This window comes from Paenibacillus prosopidis (genome assembly GCF_003337375.1).
In the GTDB taxonomy this organism is placed as follows: Bacteria; Bacillota; Bacilli; order Paenibacillales; family Paenibacillaceae; genus Pristimantibacillus; species Pristimantibacillus prosopidis.
In genome coordinates this window covers 127644-150962 of sequence record NZ_QPJD01000005.1, presented here as the reverse complement: position 1 = coordinate 150962, position 23319 = coordinate 127644, and the positions used below count along the sequence as shown (strand labels likewise).

General features: G+C 48.1%; 19 protein-coding genes. 15 read left to right on the top strand and 4 right to left on the bottom strand.

Going from position 1 to position 23319, the window contains the following annotated elements; all coding sequences use genetic code 11:
* From DFP97_RS09195 to DFP97_RS09185, 3 genes are all read left to right on the top strand, one after another.
* A complete protein-coding gene (locus DFP97_RS09195) occupies positions 1-987 on the top strand; it encodes a substrate-binding domain-containing protein (protein ID WP_114379704.1) in 987 nt (328 codons plus the stop codon).
* A 157-nt stretch (positions 988-1144) separates the two neighbouring features.
* Complete coding sequence (locus DFP97_RS09190; RefSeq protein WP_181873428.1) at positions 1145-2011, top strand: YitT family protein; 867 nt, start codon at positions 1145-1147, stop codon at positions 2009-2011.
* A gap of 420 nt (positions 2012-2431) precedes the next feature.
* Positions 2432-3115 (top strand): hypothetical protein, encoded by a 684-nt coding sequence (locus DFP97_RS09185; protein ID WP_114379702.1) that lies wholly within the window; start codon positions 2432-2434, stop codon positions 3113-3115.
* Between the two features lie 328 nt (positions 3116-3443).
* Here DFP97_RS09185 and DFP97_RS09180 read toward each other — a convergent pair whose 3' ends face one another.
* Together DFP97_RS09180 and DFP97_RS09175 are read right to left on the bottom strand one after the other, a co-directional pair.
* A complete protein-coding gene (locus DFP97_RS09180; RefSeq protein ID WP_114379701.1) occupies positions 3444-4646 on the bottom strand; it encodes an SLC45 family MFS transporter in 1203 nt (400 codons plus the stop codon).
* Positions 4643-5389, bottom strand: coding sequence for a glycerophosphodiester phosphodiesterase (locus DFP97_RS09175; protein ID WP_114379700.1), 747 nt, complete (start codon positions 5387-5389; stop codon positions 4643-4645). Before DFP97_RS09175 ends, DFP97_RS09180 begins: the two co-directional genes overlap by 4 nt.
* Before the next feature lie 238 nt (positions 5390-5627).
* Here DFP97_RS09175 and DFP97_RS09170 point away from each other — a divergent pair, with 238 nt between their 5' ends.
* The 11 genes from DFP97_RS09170 to DFP97_RS09120 all read left to right on the top strand — a co-directional run bounded on the left by DFP97_RS09170 (position 5628) and on the right by DFP97_RS09120 (position 19403).
* Complete coding sequence (locus DFP97_RS09170) at positions 5628-5981, top strand: metal-sensitive transcriptional regulator (protein WP_114379699.1); 354 nt, start codon at positions 5628-5630, stop codon at positions 5979-5981.
* Positions 5982-6000: 19 nt separating this feature from the next.
* Positions 6001-6201 (top strand): copper ion binding protein, encoded by a 201-nt coding sequence (locus tag DFP97_RS09165; RefSeq protein WP_114379698.1) that lies wholly within the window; start codon positions 6001-6003, stop codon positions 6199-6201.
* Between the two features lie 506 nt (positions 6202-6707).
* Positions 6708-8132, top strand: a complete 1425-nt coding sequence (locus tag DFP97_RS09160; protein WP_181873427.1) for an ABC transporter substrate-binding protein — start codon at positions 6708-6710, stop codon at positions 8130-8132.
* Positions 8133-8223: 91 nt separating this feature from the next.
* Positions 8224-11220, top strand: coding sequence for an extracellular solute-binding protein (locus tag DFP97_RS09155; RefSeq protein ID WP_181873426.1), 2997 nt, complete (start codon positions 8224-8226; stop codon positions 11218-11220).
* Positions 11221-11222: 2 nt separating this feature from the next.
* Complete coding sequence (locus DFP97_RS09150; protein WP_114379919.1) at positions 11223-12185, top strand: carbohydrate ABC transporter permease; 963 nt, start codon at positions 11223-11225, stop codon at positions 12183-12185.
* A gap of 6 nt (positions 12186-12191) precedes the next feature.
* Positions 12192-13052: a carbohydrate ABC transporter permease gene (locus DFP97_RS09145; RefSeq protein ID WP_114379695.1), complete on the top strand. Its 861-nt coding sequence runs from the start codon at positions 12192-12194 to the stop codon at positions 13050-13052.
* A 13-nt stretch (positions 13053-13065) separates the two neighbouring features.
* Complete coding sequence (locus DFP97_RS09140) at positions 13066-14565, top strand: NHL repeat-containing protein (protein WP_114379694.1); 1500 nt, start codon at positions 13066-13068, stop codon at positions 14563-14565.
* On the top strand, positions 14549-15166 hold the full coding sequence (locus tag DFP97_RS09135; protein ID WP_114379693.1) for a YIP1 family protein: 618 nt from the start codon (positions 14549-14551) through the stop codon (positions 15164-15166). Before DFP97_RS09140 ends, DFP97_RS09135 begins: the two co-directional genes overlap by 17 nt.
* Before the next feature lie 9 nt (positions 15167-15175).
* On the top strand, positions 15176-17536 hold the full coding sequence (locus DFP97_RS09130; protein WP_114379692.1) for a DUF5696 domain-containing protein: 2361 nt from the start codon (positions 15176-15178) through the stop codon (positions 17534-17536).
* 2 nt (positions 17537-17538) lie between these two features.
* Positions 17539-18417: a carbohydrate ABC transporter permease gene (locus DFP97_RS09125; protein ID WP_181873425.1), complete on the top strand. Its 879-nt coding sequence runs from the start codon at positions 17539-17541 to the stop codon at positions 18415-18417.
* A gap of 5 nt (positions 18418-18422) precedes the next feature.
* Positions 18423-19403, top strand: coding sequence for a carbohydrate ABC transporter permease (locus tag DFP97_RS09120; RefSeq protein ID WP_114379690.1), 981 nt, complete (start codon positions 18423-18425; stop codon positions 19401-19403).
* A gap of 47 nt (positions 19404-19450) precedes the next feature.
* On the opposite strand, the gene DFP97_RS09115 is transcribed toward DFP97_RS09120, so the two are convergent.
* The gene (locus tag DFP97_RS09115) at positions 19451-20365 is read right to left on the bottom strand and encodes an ArsR/SmtB family transcription factor (RefSeq protein ID WP_114379689.1); all 915 of its coding nucleotides are present in this window, start codon (positions 20363-20365) and stop codon (positions 19451-19453) included.
* Between the two features lie 288 nt (positions 20366-20653).
* On the opposite strand from DFP97_RS09115, the gene DFP97_RS09110 reads away from it, so the two are divergent.
* On the top strand, positions 20654-21622 hold the full coding sequence (locus DFP97_RS09110) for a glycoside hydrolase family 43 protein (protein ID WP_114379688.1): 969 nt from the start codon (positions 20654-20656) through the stop codon (positions 21620-21622).
* A gap of 153 nt (positions 21623-21775) precedes the next feature.
* Here DFP97_RS09110 and DFP97_RS09105 read toward each other — a convergent pair whose 3' ends face one another.
* Positions 21776-23110 carry an FAD-dependent oxidoreductase gene (locus DFP97_RS09105; protein WP_114379918.1) on the bottom strand — a complete coding sequence of 445 codons (1335 nt, stop codon included), beginning with the start codon at positions 23108-23110 and terminating at the stop codon, positions 21776-21778.
* Positions 23111-23319 lie beyond the last annotated feature (209 nt).

The window sequence follows — 23319 nt, the reverse complement described above, 5'->3', positions numbered from 1 at the left end:
ATGCGAAAATGGACACTTATTGCTGTATGCGCCATTTTGTTAACAGTCATGGCTGCTTTTGTTGTTGATGCGGGAATCAACAAGCTGCAGCCGCAAAAACCGCATATCTTGTTCGTCCCGAAAACGACGGGCAGTCAGGTTGAATTTTGGGAAGTGATGCGGCAAGGCGTTAATACGGCAGCCGAGGAATTTGATGTGGAGGTGCAGGTAGCAGGTACGCTGACGGAGTCGGATATCGACGGACAAATTGCGCTGCTGGAGCAGGCCATTAAGGATAAGCCGCAGGTTATTATTTTGGCAGCGACTGATTATAACCGGATCGTGCCGGTCGCGAAGCGGATTGTGGCAGCCGGCATCAATCTGATTACGGTCGACTCGGGTCTTAAGGATGGCATTTCGAGCAGCTTCATCGCAACGGATAATTACGCGGCCGGGCAGAAGGCAGGCCAGTTATTAATTGATTCTATCGATCAAAGCGAGTTAGGCCCTGTGGCTATTCTGAATTTCGTGCGAGGGTCAGCGACGGCAATGGAGCGGGAGCGAGGGGTGCGAGAGAGTCTAGCCGGCTATTCGGACATTCAAGTTCTGGATACGCTTTATAGTGACGCTTCCGAAGAGCAGGCATACGAACTTACGGTAGAGCTGCTGCGGAAGGAACCGACACTGCGAGGCATTGCCGCCTTGAATGAGCCATCGGCGGTGGGAGCCGCAAGAGCGATTAAAGAGAAGCAGGCCGTATCACGCGTGAAGCTGATCGGCTTCGATAGTTCTATGGAGGAGATTGCCTACCTCGAGGAGGATGTTTTACACGCGACCATCGTGCAGAAGCCGTTTAATATGGGCTACCTGGCAGTGAAAGCAGCGATGGACTTGAGCGCGGACAAAAAAGTGGAGCCGATGATCGATACGGGGTCCGAGGTGATTACGAAGCAAAACATGTACGATAGCGACAAGCAAAAGCTGCTGTTTCCATTTGTCGAGAAGTAACCGCGTGCATTTTTTGATGCGGAAATACCGTTAGAGTGGCGGATTTCAAGCCTGAGTAAACGGTTTTTCTTTTCGGGGGGGAGCCGTCATTTTTGAAAAAACGCCATTTTTGTGCTACAGTCAGAGGATGAAATCTTGCAAAATGGGGGATGATCTATTGGCAAAAGTACACAAAGGGCTGTCGTTTTTAGAAATTTTGAAGAGGTTCGTATTCATCACGATCGGTTCGGTTTTAATGGGCGTTGCCTTGGAATTATTTCTCGTACCTAATAACGTAATCGATGGAGGCATTGCCGGAATTTCTATTATGCTGGCTTACTTAACGCCGCTTCCGCTCGGACTTTACTTATTCCTCGTTAACGTACCGTTTCTCATTCTCGGGTATAAGCAAATCGGCAAAACATTTGCTATATCGACGCTGTACGGGATTATTGTCATGTCGGTAACGACCTCGCTTCTGCATCATGTTGACGCGTTCACGGAAGAGAAGCTGCTGGCTGTATTGTTCGGGGGACTGATCTTGGGCGCAGGCGTAGGTCTCGCGATCCGATTCGGCGGATCGCTCGACGGCGTAGAAATCGTATCGATATTGATTGCGAAGAAGCTGCGCATGCCTGTCGGACAAATCATTATGATTTTCAACGTCGTTATTTTTGTCATTGCGGGCTTCGTATTCGAATGGGATTCGGCGATGTATTCGATGTTTACTTACTATATAGCAATTAAATTGATCGATATCGTCGTGGAGGGTCTCGATGAGTCTAAATCGGTGACGATCATTTCGAGCGAGTTCGAGGAAATTTCCCAGGCAATCATCGATCGTTTAGGACGTACCACGACATTGATTCAAGCACGCGGCGGCTATTCGAAGGAGGATACGCAAATGATATATTGCGTCGTGTCACGTTTGGAGCTTGCTAAGCTGAAAGCAATCGTGCAATCTATTGACGGTAAGGCGTTTATTGCGATAGAGCATGTATCCGACGTTATGGGCGGCGGGTTTAGCAAAGGCAGCATCCATTAATGGATTAATTGATAAAGGTATTTCATATGTATCCCACTCTGAGGAGTGGGATGCTCCGGCGAGAATACATAATGGTGAAAACACTCCTTTCGAACATGAGGAATAGTTGAAGATTAAACAAAAGTATACTAAAAGTAAGAGATAATCGCGGACAGCAGATACAGCCATTATTATAAATACGCGTACAGTTATCTAAAACTGAACCGCGGATGGCCGGCCGCAATCCTTCCGATTCAGGATCATTCAGCTGGATTTTGTAGTTTTCCAATTTCCTGTTGCGATCTCTGACTATATTGTGGCACATTATGGTTATCACGCATTAACCGAGTGGCAAAGAATGCCCCGCCTCCTTTCTAAAACGGAAAGGAGGCGGGGTTTTGTGTTTTATTAGACGAATATGGAGAGGTGAGTGATCAGGGAATGGGTTTTGAGATCGAAAACGATAAATGGGTAGGTGATCATCTTAGGCGAAGAAGAGGGGAACGTCTAGATGCTCTGAAACGCGGCCATGGGTTCGGAAATCGATTGTTTCTTGAGCAAATCTGGTGGCAGCTTATCGGACATTTCCATGGATTGCATCCTGAATATGAAGTAAAGGACTGGAGAGGGAGATCCTACTTTGTCGATTTCATGTGGATTGTTGGAGCTATACGTATTGTATTTGAGATCATGGACTTTGGCTCTCACGGAACGGATCGAATCAAATATCGGATGGATTTGAACCGGGGACTTTTTCTTGAAGCTCAAGACTGTAAGGTCTTCTACATCTCTTTGGATGAGTTAAAAGAGAACCCTTCGTTCATTCTCTCCGCATTGCGGAGCATTTTGGCTCCTTATCTGTCTGTTGAGAGTGCAACCAGAAGAATGGTGGAGAAACGCTATTCAAAAATCGAACGGGACTTGATGCGAGCGGCCATTCGCCATAATCGTGCCATCCGCCCATCCGAGGCTGCAAGGGAGTTGGAACTGCATATTATGACTGTCATCAAGTACTGCCGCATGCTGGTCGATAAAGGGAAATTTCGGGCTGTGGCCAGAGGAGTGTCCCAGCGAGTCATCTACTATGAATATGTGGGCTCTATCCAAAGTCCGGATTTGGTATGAGCACTATTTCTGATTCAATGCTTCAATGCTTGGAATTATATATGAAAAATCATATATAAAATTCCCTGGGCTGGCTAAAGTGAAAAATTTATGTGAAAAATCGCATATATTTTGTCTTTTTCCATGAATCCTGCCAATTATGTTCTAAAAATCGTATATATCAACGAACGGATAAATGGATTTGCTTCTTACCATCCCACACACTTCTATCGTCAGCTCAAACAGCAAAAAAGGACACAATCCGGTTCCCGGTCGTGCCCTTCTTTGTGCTTCGCAGTGTTATATTTTAAAGCCACGAAGCGCTGATTTTTCTTAAGGTGGGGGTTATTTAAATGTTTGTCGATCCATTTTGCGCAGAGATTGTTTTCGTTAGCCCTTTGTCCCGGACTCCAGCCAGGAACAGCAAGGCGATAACCATGCCGCCGGAGGCGAAGTAGAACAGAACCGAATAGCCGAACAGATCGATCAAGCCCCCCATGAGCGGCGGTGATGTAATGGCAGCGAGCGAGGAGACTAAATAATAAATACCGGTTCTTGTCCCGATGGTTTGCTCCTTGCCAAGCGCGATAATGAAGGGGTAGGAGTTAATGTTTATCATTGCCCAGAAGATTCCGCCGACAATAAGCATAATCCGAAGCGGCAGAAGCGAATCGACGAACGAAATGGCCGCAAAAATGAGGATAAGTCCAACGACACCGATGGCGATAACGGGCTTTTTGCCAAACCGGTTTCCTAGCAGGCCGCTTGGGATGGCGGCGAGAACGAACGCCAACGAGAAAAAGGCGAGCGAGAACGAAGATTGGCCTTCCGTCAGCTGCAGGTGGTTTTTGCCATATAAGGTGAAGAAGGCTTCAACGCCTTGGTAAGACAAGAACCAGAAAAAGATAGCTCCGAGTAAAAAGAGCGTGGGACGATTCCATTCACCTTTGAACGAAATAGTGGGCTTGTGATCGGCTGGCGCGTAGGCGACGGCATCGCGTTTTTCTTTTATCGTATATAAAAGAATCGCAAGGCATATCAATGTCAGAATGGAAGCGGAAAGAAACGGAAGCGAGGAATGCATCTCGTACAGGAACGCACCTCCGCCGAAAGCGATGATCGAACCGATACCGCCCATAAAATTAATGACGCCGTTCGCCTGCGTGCGCTTGTTATCCGGCGTTATGTCAGGCATGAGCGCAACGGTTGGAGACCGGTATAAGCTCATCGACAGATTCATAAGCACCATAAATAAAATTAAAGTAAGCAGTCCGGTATGCCATGGAATCAGCGCTCCAAATAGGGCGGCGAGCGGCATTCCGATGAGCAAATACGGCATTCGCTTGCCGAAGCGGCTGTTCGTGCGATCGCTTCTACTGCCGATCCACGGCTGCAAAAACAATGCGAAATAATTGTCGATTGTCATCATGAAGCCGATAAGCAAGGTGCTCTTCAAAAAGTCATCAAGAAAAAATGGAACAAAGGCGTTGTACAATGCCCATGTAATGCTGATGCTAAAAAACCCGAACCCGAGCAGCCACGTTTTTTTCATTCCGTTTGCGCTCCTTTCCTGGTTAACACCTCCGCCAGCCGGTCAGGATAGTCGGTAATGATCCCTGCTGCGCCTGCATCGATTAAACGCTCCATTTCAAGAGGTTCATTAACGGTAAAAGGATGATAGACGATGCCGTGAGCGGCAGCCTCAGCAATCCATTCAGGCGTAACGGCGTACTTATAGGGGTGAAGCGCGTCCGCTTGCAGCGCCACCGCATAATCCCAAGGACGATAAAGCCCTTCCATATACAAAACACCGGTACGAATTTCAGGCGCCAAGCGCTTGCATTGCACGAGTGAGTAATGATTGAAGCTGGAGATGATGACACGGTCCGACATTTGAAAGGCTCGCACCGCTTCTATTACTTTATGTTCAATCCCGGGATACAGCACGATGCCGTTTTTGAGCTCAATATTTAGGATGGTACCGGTATGCTTAATTAGCTCCAGCAGTTGTTCAAGAGACGGGATCTGTTCTGCCTGAAAAGCAGAATCAAACCAGCTTCCGGCATCGAGCGTCTTCAGCTCGGCGTAATCCATGTCCTTCACAAGCTGATGGCGTCCGGTCGTACGTGCTAATGATTCGTCGTGAAGGAGGACAACAATCCCGTCCTTCGTCATTTGAACGTCCGTTTCAATACCTGTAGCCCCGAGCTCAAGCGCTTTAGAAAAAGCAGCCATCGTATTTTCGGGACAATAACCGCTTGCGCCCCGATGTGCGAAATTTATGAGCTTTCTGATAACGAATCATCCTCTCGCTTCATAAAAACCGCCTGAATGCTGCGCAAAGCGTGAAGTTTGCGGGAGCTGCAAGCGGTCTTAGATGCTGGTTCTGCTTCTTATGTGGATAGTAGCATATTGCATTACATAATAATAGTAGTTGAGATGGAACAAATAGCAAATACAAAAGGGTATTTACATACCCCTAAGGGGTATGGTAAGATGAATACATAACATATACCCCATGGAGGTATGACATGTGAACAACAATGAAAAAAACGATGAGGTTGACGAGCATTGTCATTCGTCTGCTGAATTCTGTGATGCGTCCGCTCAGCGTAAGAGTCATCATACGGATAAGATGAAAGCAAATTTGACTACCCGTCTGAACCGGATCGAAGGTCAAATTAGGGGCGTCAAGGCAATGATCGAGAAGGATACGTATTGCGATGATGTGCTTAACCAAATAGCGGCCGTACAATCAGCGCTTAACAGCGTCGGTAAGCTGCTGCTCGAAGGTCATATGAAAAGCTGTGTAGTCGAGCGTATTCAAGCAGGTGAAAGTGAAGTTATTGACGAGCTGCTAATTACGGTTAACAAATTAATGAAGTAGGCTGAAGGGGGTTCATTTAATGGCAAACGCAGTATTGAAGGTAGAGGGAATGACCTGCGGACATTGCGTCAGCGCAGTAGAGAAGGCTGTTGGCAGCGCGGGTGCAAGCGGCAAGGTTGATTTGGCAAGCAAAAAGGTAACGGTGCAATACGACGAAACAAAGGTAACGCTTGAGGCGGTCAAAGCGGCAATCGAGGATCAAGGCTATGATGTCGTTTAATTTGCTGCACCAACAATCCTTCATCTAATAAGAAAATTACTTTATAAAAATGCTAATCACCTTTCTGGGGTGATTTTTTTTTGTCGTAAAAATGAGCGGGAATCTCATAAAATGCGCTGCCATACGGCATGTCGGTGTCAATACTTCGCTTATTTTCGTAAACGCTTTCAAAAAAAAGTGGAATTTTGCAAATTGGGGGTTGAATTCATAAAAATCCATGTTAAAATAATGATGTAACAAAGTTATTAATCGATTAACAAAATAATTAATTCTTAAGGAGGTGGATCTAGAAACGTGTAAATATGTTGGTGTTATCAAAGGGTTTCTTGTGCCACATTCTACCGTTAATACTTTTATTAATTGATTAAAAGTCAAAGGGTGTCATACCAGCAAGAAAAGATGCAGCTGAGAAATAGTTGTCGTTTGTGATTAGAGGTATAAATGAATATACCTTTTTAGGATTGAAATGTAAACGCTTTATTTCAAATATGAGGGAGGCTTTTTTAATGAAAAAGGTTGCAAGCACTTTCATTTTTATGTTGGCTCTTATCATGCTCATTACCGCATGCTCCAGTGGTGCAGGGACGAAGACGAATAACGTTGCAGAAAATACGCCGGCAAACACGGAAGCGGCCGGGAATGAAGCGGCGACAAATGAGCCGGCGGCAGAGAACGCGGAAGCAGAGGGAGATGCTGCCGCAAAATCGACGATCGATCCATCGATTTCCGGTGAAGTAACGCTCTGGACGTTTCTTGACAATAAAGAGAATGATGCTGCCCTTACAAAAGCATTTAACGAAGCGTATCCGAACATTAAGCTGAAAGTGATCTTCGTGCCGTTTGGCGATTTGCATGACAAGCTGCAAACGACTTTGGCAGCAGGCAAAGGCGCACCGGATGTCGCGCTTGTCGAGCAAGGTCAATTCCCGCGCTACAGCACAGGAAACGTGCTCGAAGATTTGCTTCAGCCGCAATATGACGCCGGCAAATATCAAAGCCTGGTATCGGAGTACAACTGGAACCGTTGGTCGTCGATTGACGGCAGCAAACTGCTCGGTATGCCGTGGGATGTTACGCCTGCTGTAACTTACTACCGTGCGGATATTTTTGAAGAGCTTGGCTTGCCTTCCGATCCGGCTGAGCTTGGCGAGTATATTCAAGATCCGGACAACTTCTTCACGCTTGCGCAAACGTTGAAAGCAAACGGCAAGTACGCGATGGAATGGCGTGATTCACCTGTTCACTGGCTCGGCGATTCGATAGGCTACTATGACAGTGAAATGAACTGGGTTCGCAACTCCGAAGAGTTCGTGAAATTCCTTGATATTTCCAAGCAAGTTAACCAATTGAAAATTGCCCCGCATGACGGCATCTTCAGCGATAAAGGCAAACAGCGCGTGAAAAAAGGCGAGTCCCCGATGTTCGTAGTCGGAAGCTGGGGCGCGCGCGGTCTGGCAGAGAACTTCCCGGATCTAGCGGGCAAATGGAGAGCGACGACGATGCCTTTCGGTCTTAACGTAGGCATGGGCGGCTCGACATTCGTAATTCCATCGCAAAGCCAAAATAAAGAAGCGGCATGGGCGTTCACCGAGTTCGTTACAACATCCGAAGCGGCATGGAAATTGTGGATCGAGGAATCGGTTCAACCGGACTATAAACATATCACTAGCCAAGATTGGTACATCAATCATACGAATCCATACTTAGGCGATCAAGAAGATTACAAATTGTACACCGAGCTTGCCGCCTTGCTTCCAGTCAGACGTTACACTCGTCTTGACGGAATGGCTTGGCCGATATGGCTTGAAGGCGTGCTAGCAGCGCTTGATAAAAACGTCGATTCCAAGACAGCTATTCAACAAACGCAAGAAAACGTTGAAAACAAGCTTAAAGCCGAAAAAGAAAAATTGTTGAAAGAACTGCAGCAATAGTTCTGAAGAAAACTGCGGGTTCGGTTTGTCCGAATCATCCCTTAACAAAGGGATGATTCGGGTCTTTTATTTAGCAAGGGGGTGCTCCTTGGTGATTCGTTGGCTAAGAAAGTATAAAGTGACATTGGTTGTAGTTGCCGTATTGGTCTGCTTCTTTTTATGGTGGAATAATTCAAGGGGTTACAACGATGCTGCAATGGCAGGTATTTCACTTGATGCGGGAATAGATGAATCGTCAATATTGGAATCTGAAGACGCCGGCAGCAAGCTGGAGCCGTCTTTTAATAAATATGTGGATAGTTGGAACGAGCAGGGTGCTGCCGATACGGCTGATTTTAAGCTTACGTTGTCATCTGTTGATTTTAAGGCTCTTAGCGGGAAGGGTACCCGTATCGAATCCGGCCTCGGTGGCCGAAGCGGCGATGCGTTGGCGCTTATCGAAGAGGACAGCTGGGCGGAGTACGCCTTTGAGGTGCCTCAGGACGGCTATTATCAAATGGGAATGAGCTATTATGCGATGGAGGGCAAGCGCTCCTCTATCGTTCGAAGCATACAAATTGACGGAGTATATCCGTTCTTCCAGGCGAAGAAGCTGGAATTCCAAAGGATGTGGAAGGAAGCCGGAGAGCCTTGGTTCGACAATCAAGGCAATGAATTTAATCCGCGCAGGGAAGAAACAGCGGGCTGGCAGTACCGGGAATTCCGCGATGCTGAAAGCAAAGTATACGAGCCGTTTCGCTTTTATTTAACGAAGGGCAAGCATACGCTGCGGATTCAAGCGGTTCGGGAACCTGCCGCTATCGGTGAGATCGATATTTTCTCACCGGTAAACGTTCCAACGTATGAGGAGGTGCTCAGCACCTACGAGCAGCAAGGCTACAAGAAGGTCGAAGGTCAGCTTATTAAGGCGCAGGCCGAGCTTTCTACCTTGAAATCGGACCCGACACTGAAGCGGATCGAGGACCGCGAGCCTGCTACAGAGCCTTTTAATAAGGACTCTATCGTTCTCAACGCGTTTGGCGGAGCAAGCTGGCGGACCGGCGGACAATGGGCAGAATGGGAAGTGGAGGTACCGGAAAGCGGTTTGTACGAAATCGGCGCCCGTTACGGGCAATGGTTCCTGAACGGCATGCCGACGCAGCGAAAGGTTACAATTGACGGAAAGCTTCCGTTTAAAGAAATGAATGAAATTTCGTTTCCTTACAAAGCGGAATGGCAGATTTCAAAATTTGGCGGCCGCGGAGAGAGTGAACCGTATCTCTATTATTTAGAAAAGGGGAAGCATACGATCCGCATGGAGGTGCAGGTCGGCGCCCTTGGACGGATGCTTGAAACCGTTACGGATACGACACGCAAAATGTCATTGCTTGGCCGGGAAGTCATTCAAGTGACGGGTACGAATCCCGATCCGAACGGCGACTGGCGCCTGGAGCAAAATATTAATAATTTAGTGCCGCGTCTGCAACTGATGGCGCAAAGTCTCGACGAGACGATTAAAGGGTTGTATGCGCTTGGGGTTAATGAAGGCAGCTCGGAAGTGAGCACGCTTTACGAAGCGCGCGACGTGCTGCTGAGCTTGGCGAACGATACGATATCAATTCCCGGACGGATGGGACAATTTAACGATTTGCAGGCATCGCTTGGCACATGGGTGAACGGACTGAGCAAACAAAGCCTGGTGCTTGATTATTTGATCGTCAAATCGCCGGATACCGATTGGCCGAAGCCGGCCGCGGGCTGGATAGCAAGAACGGGAACAATGCTTTATGACTTTACGAGCTCTTTTACGAAAAATTACGGCGGTATCGGCAACGTCTATGAGGATGAGCAGGTGCTGGACGTTTGGGTAGCCAGAGGCCGTGACTGGGTCGATATTATTAAGCAAATGATCGATGAGGACTTTACAACGGAAACCGGCATAAAGGTTAACATCAACGTCATCCCGGCTCAGCAAATGCAGGTGCTTCTGCTTGCAAGCACAGCCGGAGTTGCGCCGGATGTAGCGCTTGGTGTTGAGGGTGAAATTCCGATTGACTACGCGGTTCGTAACGGACTTGTCAATTTGGAGGAGTACAGCGATTACGATGAAGTAGCGGCACGATTCAGACCAGGTGCACTCATTCCGTACAAGTACAACGGAGGAAGCTATGCGCTGCCGGAGAACCAGAATTTCAACATGCTGTTTTATAGAAAAGACATCATGCAGCAATTAGGCATAACGGAAGAGCAAATTCCGGATACGTGGGAGGAAGTAATGGATTTGATTCCGATTCTGCAGCAGAACGGAATGGATTTCTTCTATCCGCATGCTCCGAATAACCCGGGGCTTGCCATTAATGAATTTGCGCCGTTCCTGTTCCAGCAGAACAGCGAGTTCTACCGTGAAAACGGTAAATTCTCGAACCTAGATTCGCCGGAAGCGATGGAAGCGTTCAAGCTGTGGACGGGCTTATTCACAAACTTTAAGATTTCGAAGCAAGCCGATTTCTACAACCGTTTCCGTTCCGGCGAAATGCCGATCGGCGTTGCGGATTACTCCACCTACGTGCTGCTCTCAACGGCAGCGCCGGAGCTGACAGGCTGGTGGGGAATGAAACCGATGCCGGGAATCGAGCAGGAGGACGGTCAAATCAACCGCTCGACTGGCGGTTTGGCGCAAACGGGCATGATTTTCAAAGACACCGACATGAAAGAGCAATCGTGGGAGTTTTTGAAATGGTGGACGAGTGCCGATACGCAGGAAAGATTCGGTTCCGAGCTTGAAGCGCTGCTTGGCGTGGAAGCGCGCTGGAATACGGCGAACATCGAAGCGCTGACGCGAATGCCGTGGCAGTCTTCTGATATTGAAGCGATTCTCCAGCAGTGGGAATGGTTCAAGGAGCGCGAGGTCGTTATCGGCGGTTACTATACGACAAGGCATATCGCGAACATCTGGAATCAAATTGTACTTAACGGCAAAATACCTCGCGAAGCGATTGAGGAAGGCGTTAAGGAAATCGATAAGGAACTGCGCAAGAAGCGTGAGGAATTCGGGTTGAATGACGAATCTACCGATCAGCAAGCTTCAAAAGGAGGCGACAGCCCGTGAAAATGAACACAGATACGGCGGCAACAGCAGTAGTCTTACCGGCAGCGGAGCGCCTCCAAAAACAGGGTAAGCTGTCCTTGCTGTGGCAGGAAATGAAGAGAAACAGGGTTTCTTACCTGTTTCTCGCCCCTTTTCTCATCCTGTTTACCTTGTTTACGATCGTTCCGGTCGTTACTTCGGTCGTCCTGAGCTTTACGTACTACAACATATTGGAGGCTCCTAAGTTTATCGGACTGTCCAACTACAGGCTCTTGTTCGTCGATGACGACATTTTCCTGAAAGCGATCGGAGTTACGCTGAAATTCGCGTTCATTACCGGTCCGGTCGGATATATAATGGCATTCCTGCTTGCATGGCTGATTAGTCAAATTCCGCAAAAATACCGGTTTTTCTATACGCTTTGCTATTACACGCCGTCGATCACGAGCGCGACGGCTATGTCGGTCGTATGGCTCTACCTGTTCGCGGGCGACCGCAAGGGTTTGCTCAACTACTTCGCGGCAAAGCTGGGCGTTATCGACGAGCCTTACTTGTTTTTGCAGAATATTAATTCGATTGTGCCCGTCATCATCATCGTCTCGCTTTGGATGTCCATGGGGGTAGGCTTTCTGGCCTTTCTGGCCGGTCTGCAAAACGTTCCGAAGGACCTTTATGAAGCGGGAGAAATCGACGGTATCAAATACAGATGGCAGCAGCTCATTTATATTACGGTTCCATCGGTTAAGCCTCAATTGCTGTTCGGAGCGGTACTCCAGGTCGTCAGCTCATTGACCATATTCGACGTCAGCGTGCAGCTCGTCGGATTACCGAGTCCGCTCTATGCGGGGCATACGATATTGACGCATTTATTCGATTACGCGTTTATCAAATTCGAGATGGGTTACGCTGCGGCGATCGCCGTTGTCTTATTCGGCATGATGATCGGCCTTAACCGTCTCATATTCAAATGGCTAGGAAGGGACTGAACCGATATGACTGGCGCAGTGAAAGGCAGGAAGGATTGGGGCGGTTTTTTCCTCTATCTGTTTCTAACGTTGTTCGGTCTTTTGATGCTTGCTCCTCTAGTTTATATGGTGTCTACCGCCTTTAAACCGACCAGTGAGCTGTTCCTGTTTCCGCCGCGGTTTTTCGTGAACAATCCGACATTGATCAATTTTCGCGATTTGCTGCTCATAACGGGAACGACAAGCGTTCCGTTTTCACGCTTCATATTCAACAGCCTGCTCGTAAGCTCATGTATCGTCCTCTTCGGAATTTTAGTATCGGCAATGGCGGCATACCCGCTTGCCAAGCATAACATGCCTTTCCGCAGTGCAATCTTCAACATGGTCGTGCTTGCCATCATGTTCTCGCCGATGGTCGTGCAAATTCCGCAATATTTGCTCATAAGCAAAATTGGACTCATTAATACGTACTGGGCGATGATATTGCCTTATTTGGCAGCTCCGGTCGGGATGTTCCTGATGACGCAGTTTTTGCGCCAAATCCCGGATGCTCTACTTGAGGCGGCGCGTATAGACGGCGCTTCCGAATGGAAGGTGTTCTGGGTCGTCGTTATGCCGATGCTGAAGCCGGCTATTGCAACATTTGCCTTATTCAGCTTTATATCCGCTTGGAACGATCCATATCCGGCCATGGTGTATACAACCGATCAGGATATGAAATCGCTGCCGCTGGCGATCCAGACGATAAGCGGAGGGTACGGTGTCGTCGCGCGTGTCGGCACATTGGCCGCCGCCAGCTTATTAATGATTGTGCCGACGATTATCGTCTTTATTGTAACGCAGCGCTTGGTGCTGCAAACGATGGCGCATTCAGGTCTGAAAGAGTAGGGGGACAACCGGGATGAAGCAGGTTTCGATATTCCGATTCGTTGTCAGTATGGCAATCGCTTTACTGATGGTAGTTACAGCTTTACCGGCTCAAGCATTCGCAGCGACTCCTTATGAGGGGTATACGATAAACAATCTGGGCGAGGACGTTCATTCTATTAACGGATATATCTATGAAAGCTCCATCGATGGCTACAACCTGCCGTCGGGTCCGTTCAATGCCCCGGAGGATGTATTTCTCGCTGATGACGGGACGATTTATGTTGTCGATACCGGCAACAGCCGTGTCGTTCAATTAAATGCGAATCACGAAGTGGTGAACATCATCGGGGATGAAGAGGGCGACGGCAAGCTGAACGAGCCGAAAGGTGTTTTCGTCAAGCAGGACGGCACTATCTATGTCGCCGATACGAAAAACCAGCGAATCGCGATTTATGATAAAGACGGCAAATTCATTAAGCAGTTCGGTAAGCCCGAAAACCCGCTGCTTGGGGCGACTTTCTCCTATTCACCGTCGAAATTGCTCGTCGATAAACGGAATTATATGTTTGTCGTAAGTGACGGAAATACGCAGGGGCTCATCCAAATTGATCCGAATGGACAATTTAAAGGGTTCTACGGAGCGAACCATGTCGGCTTCAGCTGGAGCAGGTTGTTCGTCAAGCTTGTTGCGACAGATGAGCAGAAGGCAAAGCTGTCCGTTGTGAAGCCGCTCGAATTTTCCAACGCTGTGCAGGATGCGGAAGGCTTTATTTACACGACGACGCTCGGGACAGAGACGAATCAATTAAAGCGGCTATCGCCGGTAGGCGTTGATACGCTTAATATCGGGGAAAGAAGATACGGCGGACGTTTTGATGCAGGTCCGTTCGAGGTTCCATCATTCCTTGATCTTGCAGTGGATAAAGACGGCGTTATTACCGCGCTTGATCTGCAATCCAGCAAGGTGTACCAATACGATAAGCTCGGAAACTTCTTATTTGTATTCGGCGGTCTCGGCGAACAGAACGGTTTGTTCGTCACTCCGTCAAGCCTGGCGCAGTCTTCTGACGGCACCGTTTATGTCGTGGACAAAGGGCGCAATCGTATCGACTTGTTCCGTACGACGCCTTTTGCAGATTTGGTGCATGACGCTTCAAAATTATTCGTTGACGGGCGGTACAAAGAGGCTGAAGGCATGTGGAACGAAGTGCTGCATCTGAACGGAAACTTTGAACTGGCGTACCTTGCAATCGGAAAATCGCTATACAAAGCTGAAAGTTATAAAGAGGCGATGCATTATTTTGAGCTGGCAAGATCCCGCACTGACTATTCCAATGCATTCAAGGAATACAGAAAGGAATATATTCGCGAGCACTTTGCTTGGATATGCTTGGCGATTATTACGATTATTATCCTATTGCGTTATATCATTCCTTTCTTGTGGAGAAGGCTGCCCGCGTTATGGTCATCCCGTAATACGGCAAGAACGGAACGAATAAAGGGAGGGGTGCCCCATGATCGCAACGTTTAGGATGATGCGGCAGGTGCTCGTGCACCCGATTGATTTTTATCATGATATTCAAGAGCAAGGACGTATTAAATGGGGGCAAGCGCTGTTTGTTGTAGCATTTGCTTACCTCGCGAGAATGATAGCCATTTTAATAACGGGCTATGCGTTCGAGAAGAGAGAGCCGCATGAGATTTCCTTCCTGCACGAGTTCATTTGGCTCGTCGTGCCTTGGCTGACGTGGACGGTATCGAATTGGGGCGTCAGCGCGATTCTCGAGGGCGAAGGAAAATTTAAGGAAGTATTTGTAGGCAGTGCATTTGCGCTTGTACCTTACGCCATATTTATCGTTCCAATTACGCTGCTGACAAATGTGTTGGCATTGGATGAAAGCTCGATTTACTCTTTCCTTATTAACTTTACCATTTACTGGGTCGGTTGGCTGCTCCTTCTGAAGGTGAAAATCATTCATGACTTTGAGCTTGTGAAGATGGCGTGGATTACGGTACTGAGTATTATCGGCATCTTAATCATGTGGTTCATTGGCATATTGATGTTCGGCTTGATGAACCAGCTCATTAACTTTGTTGTAGACATGATCAAAGAATTAAACTTCCGAAGGTAGGTGAACGAGATGAGGAAACAACGGAAATGGCTCATTATTGCGGCATTGCTGCTCGTTGTCAGCATATTCCCTCACTTCGGGACCGCGGAAGGCAATATCCAGGTTCAGGCGGAGGAAGACACTGGCAATAGTAAGACGGAAACGTCAGAAAGCAGTACAGTCACAGAATCTGGGACGGATACGGCAGTTGCCGAAGGCGAAAAAACGGAAGAGGCTGCTTCTACGGAAGCTGCGGAGCCCGCAGCTGCAGGCGAAGTGAAATTATATCCGGTGTCCGCCGTTAAGCAAATCGCTGAGAACGACAGCTATGAGATGTATATCGATGAGAAGACGGGGAATGTCCGGTTAGTCGACAGGAAGACGAAAGCGGAATGGCTCGGTACGCCGCAGCTGCCTAGAACAACGATGCCGAACAACAAGAAGTTTATGGACGCAGCCGTACACATAAAGTATACGGAAGGCTCGGATACCGTTCAAACGTATTTGACGAAGGAAAAAACTAACAAGCTGAAGATCGAGTCCATCGAGAACGGTGCGAAAGTAACGTTCCAGTTTGTGAAGGAAAAGCTTGAATTCGCTATGGAGTACCGCTTGCTTGAAGACGGCTTCGAACTAACGATTCCCGAGGCATCCATTAAAGAAGGCGGTAAGGCGAAGTTCGTGAGCATCGAACCGCTTCCGTTCTGGAACGCCGCTTCGGATAAGGAAGAAGGCGCGATCTTTCTTCCGGACGGTTCGGGCGCGCTCATGAAGTATAGAGCAAGCCATCCGCAGTTTTTTGCGGGATACTCGGAAATGATTTACGGTGCGGACCCTGCGTACGTAACGCAGTCGCACGAGAACATCGACCAGATGTGGAGACAGCGTCTGGCGCCGAAGGAGAAAATCGCGCTGCCGGTATTCGGCAATTACCGCAACGGCGTCGGCTCTCTTGGAATCGTTACACAAGGACAATACGATGCGAAAGTAAACGGCACGCCGTCAGGCATTCGTGCCATTCCCTATTACCGGACGTCTACCGAATTCGTATACCGCTGGAATGATGTTATTTTTATCGGTACATCCGGTGAAATCCCGTTCTTCCAAGGCGACTGGATCAAAGGTGATCGTCAGACACGTTATGTTCTGCTGCAGGATGAACGCGCCGATTACGTCGGCATGGCCCAAGCGTACGGCAAATATTTGCAGGCAGAGCAAGGCGTTAAGCCGGTGGAGCAAGCAGCGGTTCCGCTTAAGGTGAAGCTGATGGGCGGTATACTTCGCGATGAAGTGCTTGGCAAAACGTTTATATCCATGACGACATTCGATCAAGCGCGCGAAATTATCGATGCGTTCCAGCAAAAAGGCATTGCCAATCTTGAGCTCACCTTCTCCGGATGGTCGGATGACGGCCTGTACGGCGACCAGCCGGATCATTTCCCCGTCGAGAAGAAGCTTGGAGGAGCCAAGGAGCTGAAGGCGCTTGCCGCGTATGCTGCAAACAAAGGCGTGTCGCTGTATCTGGAAGCGAACTATGCCCGCGCATTCTCGGAAAGCGATGGCATGAAGAAGAACAAAGACGCGATTCGCGGCATGGACCGTGAAGTCGCACCAAGCACGGATTACTACATTGGAAGCAGATGGAACAGAGACAGCAGGCTCTACTATTGGATGAAACCGGAGCGCGTCATCAGCAAGCATTTGAACAAAGAATTGGATGATTACGCAAAGCTGGGCATTTCCGGCGTTCATTTGGCGTATTGGGGCGATACGCTGTACTCCGATATCGATGCGAAGTCGCTGACGGCCCGCAGTGAAACGGCGTCCGCTTGGGTAAACGCAGCAGATGCGGTTCGGGAAGCTGCCGGGGGAGCGTCAGTCGATTACGGATTTGCCTACATGCTTGGACATATCGACGGCATCAGTCAAGCGCCGCTTGATTCCAGTCACTTTATTTACAATGACGAAACCGTTCCTTTCTACCAAATCGCAGTTCGCGGTCTGGTGCCTTACTCGGCGAATGCGATTAATTTACGCAACGATGCGCAGAACGAGCTGCTTCGGATGGTCGAATACGGCGCATTGCCAAGCTTGGAGTTAACGTATGAGCCTACTACGAAGCTCCAGAGAACGATGGAAGACCGGTTGTGGAGCTCGGAATATACGACATGGCTGGATGATGCAGCCAAGCAATACAAGGAGCTGGAACAGATTTATACAGCGATTTCGAATCAAGCGATTGCCGATCATGAGCAGCTCGGCAGCAGCGTATATAGAACGACTTATGCGAATGGAACGAAGGTCATTGTCAATTACGGCTCGGATCAAGCGAGCATTGACGGTATTTCTGTTCCTGCAGCGGGTTACGTCATGCAGAACGGAGGGAAATGAGCATGGGCAAAAAATTAGGACTCTCGATGAGAGGCCGTCACATCTTTGAAGGCTATTCGTTCATTTCCATATGGATCATCGGCTTCTTGCTGTTCATGGTCATTCCGCTCGGCAAGTCGCTCTATTTCTCTTTGAACAACCTTGAGTCCTCGAAAGAAGGCTTGAAGGCATCGTATGCCGGCTTGACGCACTATCGCGCAGCCTTTACGACTGATGTCGATTTTGTGCCTTTATTGCAAAGCACAGTGACGACGATGCTGTCGCAGGTACCGCTCATTCTAATTTTTGCGATGTTCAGCGCCTTGCTGCTTAACCGTCATTTTCCCGGACGCACTTTATTCCGCGGTATCTTCTTCCTGCCGGTCATTATTGCATCCGGAGCGATTTTAAGGGAATTGCTGGAGCAGGGAGCTGCCCAGCTCCCGATCTTTTACCAATATGACCTCTTTAGTAAGCTGAATGCGTTTATCCCGGAAGATATATTGGAGCCCCTTCTCGAATATGCCGACTCGCTCACGTTAGTCATGTGGGACTCCGGCGTGCAAATACTGATCTTTATCGCGGGCTTGCAGACGATATCCCCGGCGCTCTATGAAGCGGCGAGATGCGACGGCGCGACGAAATGGGAGAGCTTCTGGAAAATTACGTTTCCGATGATTATGCCGATGTTGTTCGTAAACACACTGTACAGCGTCGTTAATTCGTTCACCAAAACAGACAATCAAATTATGAATCACATTATGAACAATGTCTTTAAATCAAACAATTACGCGTACGGCTCGGCAATGGGATGGATTTACTTTATTGTGATATCGGTTGTGCTGGCGATAGTGTTCTTCATTTTCCGCAAAAGCTTGTCAGCGACCGAAGGTAGGGGGTAGAAGGCATGAGTTCACCGAGTATGACTGAGAAATATGCCGGCCTGCAGGGCAAAGCGGAAGAGGTCTGGAAGGTTACGTGGATTAAGCGCGGTCGCGGCATCATCGGCACGATTTTTTATTATTTAGTCATTCTTAGCCTGGCGTTCGTATTCATCTATCCGCTGCTGTACATGGTATCGAAATCGCTGATGAGACCGGAGGATGTGGCGGATGCTACGATTCAATGGATTCCGAAGGAATTCAGCTTAAGGAACTATTCCATTGCGCTTAAGGAAATCAATTTTTGGCCGGGGCTGCTGAACAGTTCTATTATTTCGTTCGGCAGTGCCTTTCTTCAAGTCATTAGCTGCTCGATAGTCGGCTACGGCTTCGCGCGTTACCGGTTCCCCGGTCAAGCTCTGTTTCTGGCGATGGTCGTATTTACGTTCCTGGTGCCGCCGCAGACGATCGTTGTGCCGCTCTTTACCTTTTTCCTCGATCTGGGCTGGGTAAACACGCATTTGCCGTTCGTGGTTCCTGCATTGCTCGGACATGGACTTAAGGGCTCGTTGTTCGTGCTTATATTCATTCAATTTTATCGTACGCTGCCAAACGTGCTTGAAGAAGCGGCCAGAATCGACGGTGCCGGTGCGTTCCGCACGTACTGGATGATTATGTTCCCGCTCGCCAAGCCTGCTATGCTGGTCGTCTTCCTTTTCTCGGTCGTCTGGCATTGGAATGACTTGTTTGAACCGAATATGTATCTTCTCGTCCCTGAATATTTCAACCTTGCGCAAAATATGGCTTTCTTCAACGGCAACGCTAACTTGGAGCTTCAGCAGGCTGCAAGCTCGGTATCGACCGGTACGCTCGGAATGGCGCCGACGCTGCAAAATCAGATTATGGCCGGCGTCATGCTGACGATATTGCCAGTCCTTATCCTGTACATGTTCACGCAGCGATATTTCGTGGAAAGCGTAGAGCGTTCAGGTATCGCGGGTGAATAGTGGGATGAAGCGACGGGTAGGAGTTAAGCGGCTTACGCCGCAAGCTCCTACTCGTTTCTTTCATAATAGAGTTTAAAGACGATGTCTTGGTTATAGTTGCCGAAGCCGGAGCCGAACAAGGTGACGCCGCCTACATTTTCAGCATCTGGCTCTACGGCTATACGAAATTTCCACTGCTTGTTCAAAATATCAACATCATCAAGTGTAACGTCGGAAATTTTCTGGCCGTCGATAAATGTTCCGGTCGGCGTAATCTTGAGCACTTTAAGCAGGCCGTATTGGTTGATTTCGTCCCACCACCAATCAGGCGTAAACTTGCCGCGCTTACCGCCGAAATCGCCCGGGCTGGTCCAGATCCCGACTTTGGTGCCGTTTAAGTAGAACGAAATGTCCGACGGCCAATTTTCGTTAGCGAACGGGGCTTCTGATGATATCTCGAATGATATTTCAAGCTCGGTCGGCTTCTCGCTTTTAAGCAAAAAGTTCGCGGTCCTATATTCGATGAAGCCGCTGCTGAACCATAATATTTTGGCATTGATGCGGTCAGCATCAAGGAAAAAACGCGGTTCGTCGAACATGCCGATTACCTTCACCGTTGTAGCGAGCCCGCAGGTTGGCTCGATATCGAAGTCGGTGTAGTGACCGACAGATACAATCGATTCATGATAGGTGCGAACTGCAGGGCGATTTTTGGAAGGGAAATCAATCTCGATGCTGTCGGTAATAAGCTTGCACATTTTTTTGGTTCCGCTGCTGCTTGCTACCATCTCAGAGCTGATCAGACCGGCTCTTTCGAGCTTCTTAACATGCATGGTCATGATTGGACTGCTTAACTCGAGCGCTTGCGCGAGATCCTTAATATTCATTTCCTGCTGAGATAGCAGCTGAATAATTTTTAACCTGACATCGCTGGCCAGCGCCTCATAGATAGGTAAGTGTGTATCCGAAATATCAATCTTCATCATATCACTCCGCTCTGCTAATTAACATTGCAACTGCTTACGTCTAAACAATATAAATTAACGCACATTAAATTAATTAAAATGTTATCGAGATAACCTTATTGAAACACTCCTCTTCCGGCTGATTACACCGTTACTCGGTGATCTCACTCTAAAACAAAAGTTAACTATTCATTATTTTATATGTAAACGGATTGCTTGACAAATATATTTATCGATATTAATGTATTTATAAATATATTAATGTATACCATCATTATACAATAAGTTGGAGGATTGAGAGGAATTATGAATTTACAAACATCTGAGCAGTCGCAGATTCTGCTGCGTAATCCGCTAATCGAGCAGCGCGCCGATCCTTGGGTTTTGAAGCATACGGACGGCTACTATTATTTCACAGGCTCTGTACCTGAGTATGACCGAATTGAGCTGCGAAGATCGAGAACGATAGAGGGACTGGAGGGTGCAGAGAAGGTTGTTGTTTGGTATAAGCACGATGCGGGTCCAATGAGTGCAAACATTTGGGCGCCGGAGCTTCATTATATAGCAGGCAAATGGTATGTCTATTTTGCAGCCGGCACTGCGGATGAGCCGTTCAAACATCGTATGTATGTGCTGGAAAACGAATCGGCTAATCCGCTCGAAGGCAATTGGACGGAGAAAGGACAAATCGTGACGGATTGGGATTCCTTCTCTCTCGATGCAACGAGTTTTGAGCATAACGGTGAGCAATATTTAGTATGGGCGCAGCAGGATCATGCCATTCAAGGCAATACGAATTTGTACATTGCAACGTTGAGCAATCCTTGGACGCTAAAAAGCAAGCAAGTGATGATTACGAAGCCTGAGCTCGACTGGGAAGTTATCGGCTATATGGTTAATGAGGGCGCGGCCGTACTGAAGCGGAACGGCTATATCTATCTGACGTATTCCGGAAGCGCTACAGATCACAATTATGCAATGGGCATGCTTACGGCCTCGGAAGCTGCTGATTTGTTAGATCCTGCATCCTGGGTGAAATCGCAAGCTCCGGTATTTACAAGCTGCCCGGAAAACAGCCAATACGGACCTGGTCACAACAGCTTTACGGTATCGGAGGATGGCGGGCAGGACATATTGGTTTACCATGCCCGCAGCTACAAGGAAATCGTAGGTGATCCGTTATTCGATCCGAATCGGCACGCCCGCGTTAAAGTGTTCACATGGAACAGTGACGGTACGCCGAATTTCGGCAAGCCGCCAGCGGATACGGTTTAAGCGTTTTTAAAATGAAAAAAACAACTGACAAATGAGTAGCGATATTTCGCTGCTCATTTGTCTTGTTTTAAGTCTCCTAAGCTATTGAGAGAAAAAAGAAGTTTATTAAATCATGACGAAAAGGCTCTGTTAGTATTCGGACTGATTTATTAACTAGATTAAAACCGCCTGCAGTCCTGCTTGGTTAAGCAGATTCCAAGGTTTGTTGTAGTGCGGCTGGAAGAAGAAGTCGACATAGCTCAATTCATCCATCGTCATTCCGTTCTGAATACATACCGAGAGCGTATTAATCGACTGGGTGAGATCGACCTTCGAAAGCACCTGAGCGCCTACAATTCTGCCGCTGTCCGCTTCATATACGACCTTCAGCGTAACCTTTTCGTAGGTAGGCATAAACTCCGGACGATAGTTTTCAGTGATTGTGACATTTTTCACATTCATCCCCGCAGCAAGCGCGGCCGTTTCCGTTAATCCAGTCGACGCAATATTGTAATCGTATATTTTGATTCCCGACGTGCCCTGTGTGCCTAAATATTTAACGGTGGGCCTATTTAAGTTTTTGGCAACGAGCGTACCCATGCGAACGGCGTTTGTGGCAAGCGGAATATAAGCATTTTGACCAGTTGGATTGTAGTGAACAGCGCAGCTGTCGCCTGCTGCGAATACATCAGGTTTGCTTGTTCTCATGTAATCATCGACAATGATCGCCCCATTCGGGAGCATGTCGACTTGGCCCTTCAGCAGCTCAGTGTTTGGCCGGAAGCCGATGCAAAGCACGACGAGATCTGCTTCGTATTCGCCATGGGTCGTGAAGACGGTACTTACCCGGCCATCCGTTCCGCCGAACGAAGTGACCGTTTGTCCAGCGGCAATGGTAATGCCCTTTTCGATCAAGGCTTGCTCGGTTACATCGGTAAATTCACGGTCTAAATATTTATACAAAATGCGCTCCATATTATCGATTAAGGTGACCTGCTTCCCAAGCTGCTCGAACGCTTCAACAAGCTCAATTCCAATATATCCTGCGCCGATAACGGCGATCCGGTTCGCAAGCTTTGCTTTCTCGATAATCATCTGCGAATGGTTGTAGTTTTTGCAGAGAACGATGTTTTCGAGCTTAATTCCTTCCATCTGCGGTATGATCGGCCACGAGCCGGTCGTCATCACCAGCTTATCGAACGTATCGGCAAATTCATCTCCCGTAACGAGGTTGCGAACGCGAATCGTTTTTGCATCTGTATCAACCGCCAATACATCGTGCAGCATATAGGTCTTAACTCCGAGCGCAGCTAACTGCTCTGGCGATGCGTAGAACAGCTGCTCCGCATCCTTCACGACGCCGCCAACATGCAGCGCGATGCCGCACGATAGAAACGAGATGTTATCGTTTCTTTCATATACGGTAATCTGGGCATCCGGATAAAGTTTAGCCATTTGTGTAACAGCAGCAGTTCCGGCGTGTGTGCAACCAACAACAGCAATTTTCATCGTCATTATAAACGCCTCCTATATTGGGGGTAAAGCGTATGCGCTGATTTGGCAACCTCGCTTTACCTCGTGAATTATTTCACAATCTTAGCTATTATGTGAAAACATTCACAACCTTTTCTTGCTTTTATCATATGCTTTTTGTCATCCTATGACAAGGGCTAGTTGCGCGATTTTGCATATATAGTTCAAATTTTCAGACTTCTTGA